This window comes from Pseudobutyrivibrio sp. AR14 (assembly GCF_900101325.1).
Taxonomy (GTDB): Bacteria; Bacillota; Clostridia; order Lachnospirales; family Lachnospiraceae; genus Pseudobutyrivibrio.
Map to the genome: position 1 here is coordinate 13,288 of NZ_FMUY01000006.1, position 16,827 is coordinate 30,114.

A 16,827-nucleotide genomic window follows, 5' to 3' on the forward strand; every position below is an offset into this window, starting at 1 on the left:
AAGCCTCATCATATCCCTCCCTTAAAAAGGTAATTCCTCATTGTCCATTGGCGGCATCTCAAATCCATCATCGGGAATATCAATATCGCCATAAGAACCGGGAGCAATATCTTCAACAAAATCCGGCTTCTTAGGTACTTCCTCTTCTACATCGTCAGGGAAAGGATCATCTTCCTCTTCTTCCTTATAAGAATACTTACTTATAGGAAGACCTACTGCTTTACGGAGTTCATTGATCTCATCAATGGGTACAAGCTGAAACTTTGTCTTTCGTCCGTTATAGTCTGCTGTAATATACCACTTTCCCTCGATAAGTTCACGAGCCAGATTGAGCTTCATCCTATACTCACTTGCATCTGCGAACTGGCTTAAGAATGCCACTGTATTTTCATATGTTGAGCAGGTATCCGGATCTTCCAATATATAAATGAGGAAATCTGCATTGATACAATGAGCCCCGGCATATGTCAAAAGCCTCTCAATATGCGTGTTATGATACTCAGAGTTCATGGCATACATCATGAGCTTTTCCTGATTGGTAAGCCTGTCTGACTTGATAATGTTATTTAAGGAAATGAATCTGTTACGAAGAATCTTATCCCTCTCTTTCTGACGCTCACTCTTACCATCCCCATGCGCCGGGAATAACTGCCCTACTCTTGATTCCACCTTCTTGATCTCAGCATTATCCCTGACTCTCTTTGAAAAGAACCTCTTTGTTCCCACAGTCTTCATTGTTCGAAGTGCATGATTTTTCTCTGTCAGCTCATGTCCCGGCTCAAATCCTGCATCTTCGGTATCTGTCGGTATCTCTTCATAGAAAGAATCGAGCTCTCCGCCATACCTTGCAACACAAGCATCTACATCCAATAACTCGTCAGGATCCACAAGGAAACATTCGTCTGATGGATGCACCTTTGGACCCACAGATATGCTGCTTGCCACAAGTACTTTTCTTTCCAGTTCTGTCTTTAAGGATCCCCCAGCCCTCTTTGAGAGCTCTGCCTTAAGCTTGCTAATATAATCTTCCTGCTGCGTTATCTTTTGTGAGTACTCCTGTAGCTCAGATGTCAAATCAGCAATCTGCCTTTTCAGCATCTCAATCTCTTCTTCCAGTTCCTGTTCAGAATCCTGCCCATAGCCCTTTGGAATAAGATTTTCTGTCAATGTTTGAAGATCCTCTGCCAAAGTCTGGTAGTCATATGACAGCTCATCTCCGTTTATTGAGATATATGCAGGCTGTCCTGTCAGGTACTCCGTTCTTCTCTGAAATGTTCCACCAGTAGCCCCTTTCTTTTTTAAGGCTGCTTTCATTTCTTCTACAGAGCTAATCCCAAGAGCCGCCACTTCATAAACATCTGAGTACTCTGCTATTTTTTTAAGCACTGCGTAATCCATCCAAAAACCTCCTTTCGTGCTTTCTACCTATATGTGGGACATACTGAAAGCAAATCCGAAACAATCCTTATAAAAATCTGTACGCTCCCGTACTACGCACCCGTATAATCTCCCTGCTTTAAAACGGCATAAAATACGCACTCGTAACAGGCTCAAAGCCGCACAAATACTGGGTTGTACGCATCCGTACAGTCTTAAAAAACAGGCCTTATAAAATTGTAAAAATGAATTTTGGGAAATTACGGTGCCGTACCACCTTGAAGCCCTGAAAAATAGGGCATGTACGACCCCGGACAGAAATAATGAAAAACAAGAAAAAAAGAATAACAGGATACGCCTAAAGTTGCAGGTTAACTTTACGCAAACCGTCTGCCTATGGCATCCAGAATAGGGAGCACCCTATAACCCCAGCGACCTAAAAATCAGTCAAAAAGAAAGAGCGACGTCATTTCGGCGTCACCCTTTATCTTTCATGACGTCGTTTTGACGTCATTTTAAATCTTCTTCTGTTTTTATAATTGTTTCAAATTCATTTTCAAGATTACACCTGAAGTTGCCTTGTCCTTTCAATAATGTTCCATCTTGCAAATGCTTGAAAAACGCCGAATAGCCATCTGGTGATAAGAAATGGAAAATGTATCTTTGTTCTTTAACTTTTTTGTTTAATTCTTCAAAATGCTTTAATGCATATTTGTATTTGGCGACATTTTCCTCACATACATCTCCATCTTCCTTAATCTCGACCACTAATACGAACACAGTATTATCCTTGATTACTTTTATAAAAAAGTCTGGGTTAAATTTGCCTTGCTTATATTTACGTGTTTTAGAATCCGGCATACCATATCTAAAACTATAATCAATCTCATAAAATCCCATATCCCTAGATTTGATCCATGATTCCATCAGGGCTGCATTTTCTTCACGACATAATTGTTCGACAAACTTTCTTTCAGGTTCTGATGAAGTAATTACTATATCTGATGGCGTTTTAAACAGATAAGGATTGATTTCTTTTACTGCAGATCTTGGTAAAGTTTCATCCTCAATAATCTCTTTTAAAATATCTTTTTCGTCACCAGACTTTTCATTTTCCCAATTTTGTGAATAGAAAACTGTAGAGTTATGTCTTAGAGCGGCGATACTAATCGTAATATTTCCCATATCTTTTGTATATAAAGTATATGAATCAACATAGTCGCCTTTTGTGATAACTGTCTTGTTACTCTTTCTAAGTATTGGAGTGAACGCTGTTAATATACGTCTTACATTTGCTTCTGTAACATCGTCTGTATTATTACCTCTCTGTTCCATTGATTTTTTTATAAGACTGTAGATTTCTTTCCTTGGCGGCAACTTCTCCTTAGTGTATTCTTCCTCGCCAAGTTTAAGAACTCTGCCTTCCCAATCCCTTTGTTCAAATTCATCAAACAGTTTATCTAGCACTTCATCTATAGATAAAGTTTTTATTCTAAGAGCATATTCCTTAATTCTCGGCCGTTCTCCAGCTTTAACTGATTCATATTCTGTGCTCTTAACGACGTCTAACGATTGAGATTCTAAGGCTATTCCTTCCTTTTTCAACCTACTAAAATCAAATGTTTTTCCATCAGCAGAAACTTCTATTTCCTCTGTCTTAGCCTGATATTGAATGTTCTCCAAATCAAAATGATACTTATTTCTATCACCTTCATTTAGTACTCTACTTGTAACACGAGTCTCAATCTCAAGAACTTCCTCGATAAGCTTCTTAATCTTGTTGCTCCATGATTTGTGATTGAATACAACTACTTTGGGCTGTGGTGTTTTATACTGTTCAGGAATTCTTAATCCTCTACCTAAAACCTGTGCCACTAAAAGTTTAGAGTCGAAAGCTCGTTCTTCCATAGGCACTATTTGGAATACATTCTTAACATCCCAGCCTTCGGTCAGCATAGAAACAGATACTATCCACTCAACAGGATTTTCCCTTTGATCTACTGTTTTAAGCAAAGGTAAATAGACACGATGTTTCGGTGAGGATGTAACGATTAAAACCTTACCTTCTGCACTTTTCGTGTCAATTTTCTCTTTTTCTACAATAAACTCTATAAACTGTTTTCTTAGGGTTTCAGCCGCCTTAATATCTCTGGTAACAAGAATTGTTAGTGGTTTAATTTCCGGATAAGTTATCTCATTATCCTTATGATTTGCGTATATTTTCTCAAATTTTTCTTCAATATTCGAACTATCATCTTCTTTTACATAATCTATGTTCTTAACTATTCCATCATCAATTGCTGCGCGAAGCGAATATCTATATATTACATCTGAAAAATACTCGTCCTCGACATATGCCGTTCCAGTAAAGCCAAGCATATATTTAAAACCATAGTCATCCGAATCTAAAAAATCTTTCCATTTTTTTACATCAGCATCTTCTTTTCCGGGCTTGTTAAAAATATGATGTGCCTCATCATTTAATACAAGCACTCTTTCTCCTGACTTACTAAAACTGTCTTTAATAGAGGAGCCTGTTGTTTCATAAACCGCGTGGATATTCTCTATACATATATCTCCTCCTACCACACTTGTATTGGCATCTATCACTCTTGGATTCTTATGTACTGCGCTTGCTGGTATATATTTACGAAGTTTTGAATTTCCACATAACTCTACAAATTTTTCCGTGAGGCCATTTTCTATTGTCAATGAAGGACATAAAACAAGCACTCTATCCACAATTCCAAGTCCTAACATAATTGTGGCAATTCCATAAATAACATAGGACTTTCCTGTACCTGTCGCTAAATCTATAGTTCCATATAATTTATCAGGCAGCTGTAATATATCTTTCAGTTCTTCAAAAGACTTATACTTGTCCTGAAGGACTATACTTTTTTCGTAATTCTCTTTAGCAAGCTCTGTCAAAGACGAATACTTTCCTGCCGCCAGATAGATTACTGCTTTCTTAATGGCTTCCTTTTGATAATTTCTTTGTCCACATAGCGCATCGAGAAATTCTTCCCATTCTCCCAACGATAATTTGAAGGGATCATAGGAATCAGAAATTTTTAATATAAGATCCTCTTGCTTATAGACTTTCTTCTCCAATACTGCCATATTTACACCTCAAATACTTCCTTAAACTCGTTTCCAAAGATATCTATATATACTAGCATAATCTTTTTACCAACATCGGCTTTGTCAAAGCTAATTTTCACCTTTCCTTTTTCGACATCCAAATCTTCATGAAAAAACACATCCGTAATGGAAAACGCATTCCCATCATAATTATTATCTATAAATATTGCAGACAAAGTATCAAATTTTTCGAGATTCTTTTCATCCTTAGTTCTTCCACTCATAGGTTCTTTACAATCAAAATCATTTATTGTAATTGAAACAGTCTTGCTATTCTTCTTTATAACAGTATCTATTACAGGAGGATGATTGAAAGAAAACCCTATAGACTCATCTACTTCATTTATATTATCTTTTGACCGTGGCTGTCTGACTTTGGCAAAAGGTTTTTGATGCAATTCCTCAATATACTGATATGGAATCTTTAAGAAATAAAATCTAGTTCCATCAATTTCCTCATAATCCGTCAAAAAATCCACTCTGCGTTGTGGACTAATAATAAATATTCTGCTTCCACTATATCTAGATCCTATTGCTGAACTGATTACATTCAAATAGTTTTCATCTATATTGGAATCCTTGTATTTCTCGTAAGGAAAAATAATAGTAGGATAACCATCTTTTAATCCATCAAACGCAATACCTCCTACATTTTGTTCCTTTAACTCCACATCAAACAATTCCGAAACAAATTTCTTATAATTCTCCCACTTCAAATCAAGGGTGGTACTTAATTCATACATTCCCAGACTACAAGTGACAAACGGTTCGCTCTTCTTATTATATTTCTTGTTTCTTTTAGAACATAAGTCTTTTGCCTGACCTATTTGGAGCATTCTTCTTTGAATCGTGTAAAACGAGAGCTTACCAATATCACAGGTAATCCATCTTCTATTTAATCTCTCTGCAACCGCCGCAACTGTTCCTGAACCTGCAAAGCAATCCATTATCAAATCACCTTCATCAGAAGCTGCAAGAAGAATTCTTCTTATTAATTCTTCTGGTTTTTGCGTAGGATAATCTATGAACTCCGAACTCCTCTTCTTTGTTGTAGAACTTTGTCCTATATCCCATACATCATCAGCTTTTTTTTCAGAAAATGTTTCATATATTAATTTTCCGTTTTCGTCCCTAGCAGATACGAGTTTTTTCTCTTCCGCAGACCAGACACGTTTATCTCTCTTGGTTGCCTTCGGTAAAGGGATCATTACTTTATTTGATGTGTAATTGGTTGTTTTTGAGTACCAGAAAATAACATCATGATTATTCGCAAAGCCATTTACATTTCCCTGAAAATTATCTGGATAATGCCATACTATCTCATTAACCAAATTTTTTTCACCAAAAACCTCATCCAATATCACTTTAATATAATGAGCCTTCTTCCAATCCAAATGAACAAATAGCGAACCATCATCCGCCATGACTTCCTTAATCATGATTAAGCGTTTTCTAATATACTCAATAAATTCGGATCCCTTTTTCTTGTCGCTATAAGCCTTTGCGCCTTCTGAACTCTTAAAATCTTCGGTCGTCGCAAAAGGAGGGTCTATGTACACAAGTTTGATTTTACCTTTAACCTTATCCTTTATAAGCGTGTCATCATTCTTATATATAGTCTTCAAAAACTGAAGATTATCACCAAAAACAAGAAGATTTTTCCATTCACCATATTTTCCGTTCTCATTCCCAAATATTTTTTCAACTTCTAATGGTACAGGAAATGAGCCGTCTTCATTAGCTAAGATATCTTCTCTTCTCATTTTTCCGGCATATGATAATTCATACTCTTGCTTCTGTATGGGAAAAATCTTATTTTTAAAATCTTCTGGTATATCATTACCGTTTTCCAACAAATCGATCACATATTTTCTTTCAAGTTCGTTCAAATTCATCTTTGCTTCCTCCAATATATCTAACATAACGGTCTTATTTTTTTATGTATAAAGTGACGCCGTCTACAGTCGTCTTTTTATATCCCTGTGCTTTTGCCTGCTGTATAGTAGGAATCCTTGTGTCTTCTTTGCTACCAAGAGTCACATCTGTAAATAGCGACAGTTCAATAAGTACAAGAATTATGATTGCTACCATTCTTAGGATTATCCTTACAACTGGATTTCCAATGTGTGCAAGCAGACTCCATACGGTAAAGCAATTCATAAACCCTGCGGCTCCTGCCGGAATTATTACTATCTTTGGAATAAATTCCAAAATTCCAAAGATGACAATAAATGCAATCTGCACCGGTATCCTTATCCCACCTTCAATATGCAGTTTGTCTACAATAGCTATACTGTATATAAATGCTGCAAAGAGGTTAAATATAGCTATTCCTATTGTTCCCGCGTTTAATGGTTTCGATCTCATATACTCCCTTAAAAGATTCCGAACATTCCTTTTTTCTTGTCTTTATCCCTATCCGGACCTTTGTCCTTACTCTTTTTCTTCTTATCGTTCTTTTCTTCTTCGTCCAGCATTTCCATCATGAAAAAAATCGTCAATTACATCATCCTCGTCATCAAATATTCCCATAGCTTACCTCCAGTTAGGTACACTGACCCATGATTTTACATGTGTTTTATGTTTCTACTGTAATGGTAGCAGATAGGGTGACCTAAAAAACGGACTCATAACGTCTCATTTAGTCTTTTAAGCACATAATCTGCAAATTCCTTTGTGAGCTGGAACGGACTTCCATATCTGATGGCATTCAAATTATCCTTCCCTCGCATGGTCACATGATCTTCTTCATGCAGACGGTGTATTATAAAATCCTCCGGCAATTCTAATGTTTTTATTTCTTCCTGCCACCATTTCTTACTAAAATCCGGTGTCAGACAACGAAGCATATATTTATATGTCCATTTATCCCATGTATCTTCTGTATATTCCTCAGGTATATCTTCGAGTACCATATAAATTCCCACTACTAAGCCATGCTCTTTGGCATGAATCACCATAACATCACCTTTATGATATGTGGCTTTTTTGAATCCAAGCTTCACATCATCCACAAATGGCTTCTTAGGATGAGGCTTTCCATCTCTCCCGATTGTCTTGAGAAAGTACCTTGTTTCCTTTGTCTTTTCAGACCGCACAAACTTTGCAGATTTAAATGACGGTTTTTCTTGCTTTGGATGCTTCTTCTTAAACTCCTGTGCCTTCCCATAAAGGTAAGACAGATATGCCGCTGAAAGTGTATGTGCAACATTGTTTCTCACATTATTAAGCATTTCATTTTGGAGAGTTTCATCCTCTATTAAAATGCCGTACTCAATATTCTTAGTAAGTCCCTTTGTTGTAAAATTTGCTGAGGCGGTGACAAATCCTGTTGCCTTTTCTCCCTTATAAAAGAGATAAACTTTCCCGTGTAACCCGTCGTCATAAAACATACTAAGAGAAATGCTTTCCTTCTCGCAGTACTTCTGGAGCCTTGATAAAGCCTCTATGATTTCTACGCCCATGTCAAAGCCATCTATGTTTGTGTACACATAAAGATTCTTTATGGTTGGCATTTCCTCAATGATCTTCTCTATATCAGGAGCCAAGAAAGGTGATACCAGATAAAATGTATCTGACTTTTCAGCCAACGCTAAAAGTTCCTCTTTATGATTAAAGCCACCATTCCATGTAATTTCCACATTCATACCATCACATCCTTAAATCGGAAAGCTTTTCTCTGCTCCTATTTCAAAATGACATCTTACAATGCCGAGATCTACCTGGCTAAATATGCCGCCCTTATCCACGAAATCCACACTTTCATCCTCATTTAGTCGGATTGTAAACTTCTGCTGGTTGATAGCGGTAGGTGCTAAAAGTGCCATATCAACGCCTTTATTAAACCAATAGGGCCTATCACCCTTTGCTTCAATTACCTGCTCAGGACTCTTTGACTTATGGGGCTTACCCTTATCTTTCCCATATCCTACGGCAATGCTGATTACAAGCTTTTCGCCATCTCCAACCTCAGCACCGATATTTTTCTGGTTAAAAGTTCCTGCCCAACAGGTATTAAGTCCAAGCTCCTGTATGAAAAGCACAAGCTTTTCTCCATAGTACCCAACTCTCTGCTCCAAAGTTTCATCATCGATTCCTACACAGGCAATAACACTCGGCGCAGATCCTAGCCCTGCAACTTTATTAAAGAGCTTATTATAGGTCTTCCCGGCATCCACCATAAATTGCAAATGAAGATTCCCTTCCTTGTTAAGCTCTTCAATCTTAGCTCTGATCTTTTCGACCTTATCAGCTTCAATCTTTTTTGCTTCATAATTTCTTACGGAATGTCTTTCTTTGATTGCATCTATCTCACTCATTGGTTCTCTCCTATGGCAAATGGACGTATATTGTCCTCATTTTTTATCGTAATATCCGTACTGATACTGGTCTTTATGCTTACTTCATCTATGATCTCCTGCCCCAGTACCCTTACTACAGATATATACAGGGAGATTAAAGGAAGCTCGATAGCCTTTAATGTCTCGAAGATACCTGCATCATCTGTCACAAAACTTACCTTGCTTCCGGGCGTAAACTTCGGCTGGTTCATGATGATGCTCTGGATCTCATCCTTTGTGATATCCGCTTTTGTTACAGGCACAAAGAACCACTTATTTACTTCATTTCTTTCTATGATGATCTCAAAAGGCTCGTTATTCTGATATCCCTTGGATTCAATCCGCCAGTCATAGTTACTGTTCGCCATTCCAAGAAATACCGGATGAAAGAAATCTTTTCTTGCCACGCCTACAGGCCTGTCATCCTTATATTTCTCTGCATTATAGCCTGCAGCGTTCAGCAGCTCTTCATATGAAACTGCCCTGGTTGCAAGTGCAATCTTCTTTAAGGTGCTGATAGTCGGTGCATCCTCATTCTTTGCATTTGCATACCGGTTCATATAGGCATAAGAAAGCCCGCACTCTTCACAAAAGGTTGCCTGGCTCCTATCTCCTCTTGCCTTTATGATCACTTCCCTGAACATCTCTTTATTAAAAGGATAGTCTGTTAACTCTTTTCTACGCATTAAGCATTCCTCTTAAAATAGCACAATAGTACAGATTGTATTTTACTATAAAGCACAGTCGTTTTCAAGAAAAATGTGCTTTATGTTGATTTATTATATTAATTATCATTTAACATAATATGCTCTATTTCATTCTAAAGCATATTTTCCTATTGACATATACTGCTCTATATGCTTTATTATTGTTTAGAGCATATTTTATGTGTTTCAAGTTATGCTCTCTTATGATTTAGAATTTTTTACACAAAAATTGTATTTCCCGTTACGGATTACGTGTTTTATGTCCCACATATCTGATGAAAGGAGAAATCAGGACACATGAAATATATATATGGTCAGGCCAAAAAAGGCAGAAAAACATACTTCTATGTAAAAGATTCCGAAACGGGACAGATTGAGCCACAATGCACCAGATACTTAAAGCACAAGGTCATGCAAAACAGAGCTCACAACACAATCCTTCGCATTGCAAGGATCCTTCCGTATTACATGGATTTTCTCTATGACAGAGACCTGACATTAAGTTCCGTGGCTTCTATGAAGTTCGCAGAACAGTCAGAGCACTTTTACGACTTTTTAATGTATGTAAAAAGTGGCTCTCACACAGGTTCCTACAAAGAGGTAAAAAACAATACCGCCAACTCATATTTGCAGGCAGTATTCGGACTATACAACTTCCTGCACAGAAATGGCGAGGTTCCATTTTTATCAGTGCTTGATGACAGAAACTTTTCATATGTAACACCTGTGGGCACAACAGTAAGTTCTTCTTTTCTTACCTATGATGGGTACCTTAAGAAAAATGAACATAATGCCCGGATTGCCACAAAAGAAGATGTTCAAAAGATACTTGCCGCCTGCAACAACAATAGGGATAAACTCCTTCTTATGCTCTTAGAGGAAACGGGACTTCGTATCGGTGAGGCACTTGGAATCAGATATACGGAGGACATTGATTATGAGAAAAAGCGCATATTTGTAAGATACCGTGATGCGAACCAAAACCGTGCCTACGCAAAAAATGCAGAAGAACGTTACATGAAAATATCAGATGCCCTGTTCTCGCTATTAAATGTTTATCTATCGGAGAATGCGGATCTTTTTGAAAAAACAGATTATCTCTTTATTGTCCTGCATGGAAAAACGAGGGGTACACCCCTAACGGCAAATACCTTTTATTCATCACTTGAAACCATCGGCAGACGCTGCGGCTTGCATGTAACAAACCATATGCTCCGCCACTATTTTGCGGATGAAAGGCGCAAAGCAAACTGGGCGATTGTTGAAATCTCCAAGGCTTTAGGACACAAAAACATTGCAACCACAGAAAACTACTTACATGTATCACCACGCGAAATCGAAGATGCTCAGGATCTTTACCTAAAAAAGGCTACTGAAGGCGTTAATATCTCCGATTTCCTATAGCGACAAGTTTATCCTTTTTCTCTGCCTTGTAAAGCCACCTGCCAAAATATCTTACTGACTTGACAAGGCTCCTAAAAAGGACTTTTAGCACCTAAGAGGAAAATGGATAAAACCCTTAAGGTTTAAGAAAGGAATGACTATGGCTCTACTTAAGTTAGTCGAAAGCGAAAGTTCATTATATGAGGAAATTACCCTCTCGCCTTCTGTTTTAGGCAAAAGGGTTGACTTCTTATACTCATTTTTGTCATCGCTTGGCTTTTCATCCCTTTCAGAAATCTCTGTTAATACCCTAAAAGCCTTTATTACCACTGTCCGTCATGAATTTGCTTTCTCACCAAAACAGTATTCAGCATACAAAGGAGACCTTGAGACCGTCTATTTTGCTTACATGAAAGAAAATGGACATCCGCTTACCGTATCATCCTTTGCTGAAACAGCCCGTGGCAGAAAATGTCTTACCTTTCTTATGGTGTCCGGCATAGAAAGCTTTTCTGAAATCACAGCAGATACAAGGGCTTTATATGATGATTACCTTGCTCTTTCTGTTCCGGCAAAGCACTCGGAATACTTAAAAGCCTTAGATCAGATGGTTTTATCAGAAATAAAAAAGATCACCATCCAAAGAACACCGCCCTATGAAAATAGGCTCCTCTTTCTTGGATACTTCCCGGATCCCTACATTGCAGAGAGGCTTTACTACACAGCGCGCAAGGAATTTCTTTACTTTGACTTTTCACTGCCTGCATCTGTGACTGTAAAAAAACAAATTTACAAAGTCCTGCTTTTTGACCTGTCACAGATTAAGGATCGAAAAAACCATTACATGATCCAGCACTTCATAACGCCCCTTTACTATCTCTATAAGTACTGCGTTAGTGCCGGTATTCAGGACTTAAAACATATAACAGACAAGGAAGTATCTGATTTTCATGCTTTCCTTGAAAAAAACATGGATGCGATATCTAAAAATGCTCCACAGGTTTTATACAGGGCCAGACGATTTTTATTTCTTTCAGATAGTAAGCCAGACTTTACAGCAACACTCTGGTTCCTTGAAAGATTCTCATTATCTGAAAGAGCAAACCCTACACGAGGAATTGAGTGCTTTAACTTTGGAGACGTTTCCTATGAGCACAGAGAAATCCTGCAGCACTACATGAAATATCTGCTTGTACTATCGCCCAAGTACTCTATGCAGTCATTACTTGAAAAATACTACGGAGCTAAGGAATTTACCAAATACCTTGAAGAAAAGCACAGTTCCCTATCCGAACTATCATATTCAGATATTGAAGGCTTCATAGAATACAAAGACTCTCAGGACCTTAGACCGGAAACCTATAACAGGACGCTCACCATGCTTTCCTTTTTTCTGACCACACTTTCCGTCAGAGAAAAGCTTTTGATCCCATCGTTTCCTTTTGACTACTTCTATAAAAAGGCAAGATATCTACATCATGACAGGACTGTTGAAGAAGAAACGATTGATCAGATTTTTACAGTTCTTTCCGACTTCCCCGAAACCCTTGGTCTTATGTACTTAACCCTCTATTCCACAGGGCTTCGTATCAATGAGGTCTGCTCACTTAGAAAAGATGCCCTCTTTTCTGATAATGGAGCCTTTTGGCTTAAGATTTACCAATATAAATTGCGCTCTGACAAACAGATCCCGATACCGGAAGAAGTATCAAGGCTCCTTCGTAGGCACATAAAGGAAGATGATTCCGAATCAGAATATATCTTCCCTTCCTGCAAAGACAAGACTAAGCCTTACCAGGCAGCCACTTTTGTGAAGCAGATGAAAGCACAGCTCCTTCTATATGAAGAAACAAAGGACATAGATTTTAAGTCCCATGACTATCGCCACACCATAGCTACAGACCTTCATATGTCCGGAGCTCCCCTTGGAACCACAAGAGCTTACCTTGGACACACTAGGGATGACATGACAAAGCAGTACATTGACCACCTGCCGGGTCGCATCGACCTTTTACAGGAGGAATATTTTAAGGAGAACCATATCGAATGAAACTGTATTTTAAGGATCTGCCCTGTTACAGGAATTTAACACCGGATCAAAGAAAGCATAGTCTTTACGCACCAAAGCATGCCTTTGATTTATCAAGGCTCCCACCTACAGATATAAGAAATGACTTTGCCGCCTTTATATATGACAGGGCAGAAAAGATATCCTATCTCTCACTGCGTAGCGAGCAAACAAACTTCCATAATTTTGCTGACTTTATTACTGATACCTTTCCGGAAATAGAGCACCTTACAGACATTCCTCTTAAGGACATAGAAAGGCGGCTCCGTGTATATCTTCTCATGAACGAAGAAAGACTTTCCTATGAAAAGTACCGGTCCGAGCTTGGAAAAACCTATAGGGCAGATAACCCAATGTTTTACTACCTAAGAGCAGCATATAATTACTTTCTTCCAAAGGAAAATGAAGGCTTTTCACTTGAAAATGATATCTGGAAGTTAGAATCGCTTCCTTTCCCTGTACGGGACTCCCCTATCAAGGAAAGAAAACAGATAAACTTCTCAAAGATCAGGCAAGAGGACATAAAAAAGGAAATCAAAGAAGCCGCTCTATATCACTTAAAAAGACGCTCTGTAAGCTATGTATCTGTGGAAATCATGGCAGTGAATTTTCTCTCTGAATTTTTACAAAAATCTTTCCCGGAGATCATATCCTTAAAGGACTTTAGCCGGGAACTTTTAGAGGAATACCTGTCATACCTCTACCTTGAATCAAAACGTAAAAAGGACTACAGGACAGAACTGTCTGCCCTAAAAAGCATCTTTATCGTGGTTGGAAAGCTATACTCCTATGACAACCTAAAAGGAATTTTCCTAAAAAGCGACTTTTCTAAGCACAAAAGAACCATATACAAAAGCTACTCTGATGCAGAGCTGCAAAGACTGCACGCTGGCTATAAGCTCCTTGATAAGCAGACTGCAAGGCTCCTGCTAATCCATGAGCTTTTAGGGCTTCGTATATCCGATACCATGACGCTAAAAAAGGAAAATGTCTTCTTTGGAGAAAAGCCACACGTAAAGATATGCCAGCCCAAAACCGGAAATACCTATGAAAAGACTATCAATGAAGAACTATGCTCGCTCCTTAAAGCCAGCATAGAGGAAACTGCAAGTATATACGGCGATTGTGATTATATCTTTGTCTCGGACAGAGATTCCACAAAGCCCATGACATACGCTTCTCTTTCCTACCGCTTTAGAACTATGGTACAGACCCTTGACCTGCTTGATGATAATGGAAAGCCCTTTACAGTAGGAACGCATCTTTTAAGGCATACATACGGAAAGCACCTTTGTGACCTCTTTGCTGATGATGCGACAATAGCAGCTCTTCTTGGGCACAAGTCCATAAGCAGTGTGGCATATTACAGGCAGATGAGTCCTAAGACCTTAGCCGAAAGCACAAAGCCGGTAATTGATGCACGTAACGAAAAGATAAAGAAATTTAAGAAAGGATGGATGGAATAATGAACAACTACGACAACATGCTTCTTGCAAATAAGAAGCTATCAGAGGAAAAGAAGATCCTCGCAATTGACACTATAAGACGCATGGTAAAAGCAAACGAACACATATCAATCGTTGAACTTACCAAGCTTACTGGACTTTCAAGATCATTTTTCTATAAAAACGAACAGGTAAATGATGAACTTATGAAAGCCCTTAAGTCTCAGGAAGGAAAAATCTTATCCTCCCGCAGGGACAAGACCTTAAATGAAGCCCTTAAAGAGACTGTGAAAATGCAAAAAGACGAGATTGATCGTCTGCGCAGAGAAAAAAGCCAGCTTACCTTCGCTCTTAAAAGGCTTCAAGACGAGAAACAAAACGATGTTGATTTTGCACTTATTGAAAAACTTTAATTTACAAGGAGGATTTTAAACTATGGCAGCATATGTAATCGGAGTAGATGTAGGATACGGAAATACCAAAACATCACACAATTGTTTTTCTTCAGGAGTAAAGAAGCTCCCCGGAAAACCTCCCCTTGCTACAAGGGTAATTGAGACCACTGATGGCTTTTATGCCATCGGGAACGGCAAAGTATCCGTCCAGAAATCAAAGACTGAGGATGAAAACATGAGAGTTCTCACAATGGCAGCTATCGCTGAGGAACTTAAAAAGACCGGCACCACTGTTGCAGATGTACATCTTGGTGTGGGCGTCCCCCTTACCCGTATGGGCGCAGAGAAAAAAGACTTTGTGGATTACTACACTAAAAACCGCCGCCTCATCTTCAAATATGAGGATGTACAGTACTCAGTAACACTGCTTTCTGTAGATGTATTCCCTCAAGGCTATGCCGGGATTGTCTCTTTCATGAAAGACTTTCACAAATCAGCCCTTGTCATTGATATCGGTTCTTGGACAGTGGATATCCTGCCTTTGACAGAATTTATCCCTGATCAGACAAGATGTAAGAGCCTTCCTCTTGGAACCATCACCTGCATGAATGACATCAACGAAGCTCTTCGTCAGAACCTCGGGCAGGAAGCAGACGAAACCACCATCAAAGAAGTCATGATCTACGGAACAAGCGATATCCCTAAAGACTACCTTGATATCATTAAGACAGGTCTTACATCCTATGCTACAAACCTCATGGATCAGATCAGAGCCTTAAACTTTAACTCTGACCTTACCCAGTTTATCTTCATCGGAGGCGGCGCAACCATCATGAAGCACTTCCTCTCCGAAGCTGATAAAAAAAATGCCCTCATACTTGATGATGTATCTATCAATGCCAAAGGATATGAGGAGCTTATCCGCCACAAGATGGGAGGCAGGTAATGAACGTCAAAAGGAAGACCGTTCGTTTTCAGGACAATCTTTCAGATCTTGCTGTATACGATGCGATTACAGACTATAAGAAATACGGCTACCGTTCCGAAAGCCATATGGTAATTGAAGCTGTACGCCGCCTTATAAGTGAAGACCTTGCATCAAATGATGCTGAAAAGTTGGCAGACCTTATAGCAGAAAGGCTTTCCGGAAAGCTTACGATATCTTCCCAAAACGCAGATACCTCTCCAAAAGAGGATACAAAAAAAGAGGAAGCCGCATTTGATGCTGCTCTCTCATTTCTTGATAGTTTCTAAAAAGCATGAGCCAGGAGAACAAGTCTCTTGGCTCATTTACATTACTGGTTATTCAATTTCTCAGCAAGCTTCTTTCTCTGCCTTCTTTCGTGTTCAAGTCTTTCCTGGATTTCATCCATTCTCTTAAAGATGTCCGCGATTGCTTCTGTCTCATCTTTAGGATGTTCCACAGATGCATTCTTGTTTCTGGCAGCTATGTCTTTTGCAAAGAGCTTTCCAAATGCCCATCTTACAAATGGCTGGATAAAAAATATCTGTGAAAAGAATGCAAACGGAAAGTTATGACATATAAGCTCTATCCAGTTAGCAAGAAGCGTAAAAATATTAAATCCGTTATAGTATGGATAATACAAAAATGCAGCAATAAAGCTCATTGCCGGGCACATGATAAGAACAGTACATGAAATGATAGCTGTTTCAAAAATCATTGGATGGTTATTCTTCGGATCAAACATCCTACAAGCCATCTTAAAATGCTCATGTACGGTAAAGAAGCAAGCAACCGAAAACAATAGATAGACCGCCAGCACTACACTATTCCGAACCAAAGACCAAAAGATAAGCATTTTGAGAAAATCTAAACTTTTGGATTTTCCTACAATGCCGACTACGGCGGAATCCCTCCCACTCCTTATATATTTCTTTCTGTATACATTGAATTTGTATTTAGTAAAATGCAGACAACACCACGGATCGGCTTTTGGCTGGACAATT

At 38.6% G+C, this 16,827-nt stretch carries 14 protein-coding genes; 6 read left to right on the forward strand and 8 right to left on the reverse strand.

Annotated elements, in window-relative coordinates:
- Positions 1-21 precede the first annotated feature (21 nt).
- From BLP50_RS06630 to BLP50_RS06660, 7 genes are all read right to left on the reverse strand, one after another.
- On the reverse strand, positions 22-1,398 hold the full coding sequence (locus tag BLP50_RS06630) for a hypothetical protein (RefSeq protein WP_090152907.1): 1,377 nt from the start codon (positions 1,396-1,398) through the stop codon (positions 22-24).
- A 489-nt stretch (positions 1,399-1,887) separates the two neighbouring features.
- Positions 1,888-4,500 (reverse strand): DEAD/DEAH box helicase, encoded by a 2,613-nt coding sequence (locus BLP50_RS06635; protein WP_090152910.1) that lies wholly within the window; start codon positions 4,498-4,500, stop codon positions 1,888-1,890.
- 2 nt (positions 4,501-4,502) lie between these two features.
- Entirely contained in the window at positions 4,503-6,416 is a 1,914-nt protein-coding gene (locus BLP50_RS06640) for a DNA methyltransferase (RefSeq protein ID WP_176753709.1), read from the reverse strand.
- Positions 6,417-6,450: 34 nt separating this feature from the next.
- The gene (locus BLP50_RS06645; protein WP_090152915.1) at positions 6,451-6,888 is read right to left on the reverse strand and encodes a hypothetical protein; all 438 of its coding nucleotides are present in this window, start codon (positions 6,886-6,888) and stop codon (positions 6,451-6,453) included.
- 260 nt (positions 6,889-7,148) lie between these two features.
- Positions 7,149-8,168, reverse strand: coding sequence for a restriction endonuclease PLD domain-containing protein (locus BLP50_RS06650; RefSeq protein ID WP_090152917.1), 1,020 nt, complete (start codon positions 8,166-8,168; stop codon positions 7,149-7,151).
- Between the two features lie 12 nt (positions 8,169-8,180).
- Positions 8,181-8,840, reverse strand: a complete 660-nt coding sequence (locus tag BLP50_RS06655; RefSeq protein ID WP_090152920.1) for a nitroreductase family protein — start codon at positions 8,838-8,840, stop codon at positions 8,181-8,183.
- Complete coding sequence (locus BLP50_RS06660; RefSeq protein ID WP_028247284.1) at positions 8,837-9,547, reverse strand: helix-turn-helix domain-containing protein; 711 nt, start codon at positions 9,545-9,547, stop codon at positions 8,837-8,839. Before BLP50_RS06660 ends, BLP50_RS06655 begins: the two co-directional genes overlap by 4 nt.
- A gap of 318 nt (positions 9,548-9,865) precedes the next feature.
- On the opposite strand from BLP50_RS06660, the gene BLP50_RS06665 reads away from it, so the two are divergent.
- The 6 genes from BLP50_RS06665 (at position 9,866) to BLP50_RS06690 (ending at position 16,113) form a co-directional block, all read left to right on the forward strand.
- A complete protein-coding gene (locus BLP50_RS06665; protein ID WP_090152922.1) occupies positions 9,866-10,972 on the forward strand; it encodes a tyrosine-type recombinase/integrase in 1,107 nt (368 codons plus the stop codon).
- Between the two features lie 139 nt (positions 10,973-11,111).
- On the forward strand, positions 11,112-13,001 hold the full coding sequence (locus BLP50_RS06670) for a tyrosine-type recombinase/integrase (RefSeq protein ID WP_176753710.1): 1,890 nt from the start codon (positions 11,112-11,114) through the stop codon (positions 12,999-13,001).
- The gene (locus BLP50_RS06675) at positions 12,998-14,485 is read left to right on the forward strand and encodes a tyrosine-type recombinase/integrase (RefSeq protein ID WP_090152928.1); all 1,488 of its coding nucleotides are present in this window, start codon (positions 12,998-13,000) and stop codon (positions 14,483-14,485) included. The genes BLP50_RS06670 and BLP50_RS06675 overlap by 4 nt, the downstream gene beginning before the upstream one ends.
- Positions 14,485-14,877: a DUF6262 family protein gene (locus BLP50_RS06680; RefSeq protein ID WP_090152931.1), complete on the forward strand. Its 393-nt coding sequence runs from the start codon at positions 14,485-14,487 to the stop codon at positions 14,875-14,877. The genes BLP50_RS06675 and BLP50_RS06680 overlap by 1 nt, the downstream gene beginning before the upstream one ends.
- A 22-nt stretch (positions 14,878-14,899) precedes the next feature.
- On the forward strand, positions 14,900-15,805 hold the full coding sequence (locus BLP50_RS06685; protein ID WP_090152935.1) for a ParM/StbA family protein: 906 nt from the start codon (positions 14,900-14,902) through the stop codon (positions 15,803-15,805).
- Entirely contained in the window at positions 15,805-16,113 is a 309-nt protein-coding gene (locus tag BLP50_RS06690; RefSeq protein ID WP_090152939.1) for a hypothetical protein, read from the forward strand. Before BLP50_RS06685 ends, BLP50_RS06690 begins: the two co-directional genes overlap by 1 nt.
- Before the next feature lie 41 nt (positions 16,114-16,154).
- Here BLP50_RS06690 and BLP50_RS06695 read toward each other — a convergent pair whose 3' ends face one another.
- A complete protein-coding gene (locus tag BLP50_RS06695; RefSeq protein WP_242869232.1) occupies positions 16,155-16,580 on the reverse strand; it encodes a hypothetical protein in 426 nt (141 codons plus the stop codon).
- Positions 16,581-16,827 lie beyond the last annotated feature (247 nt).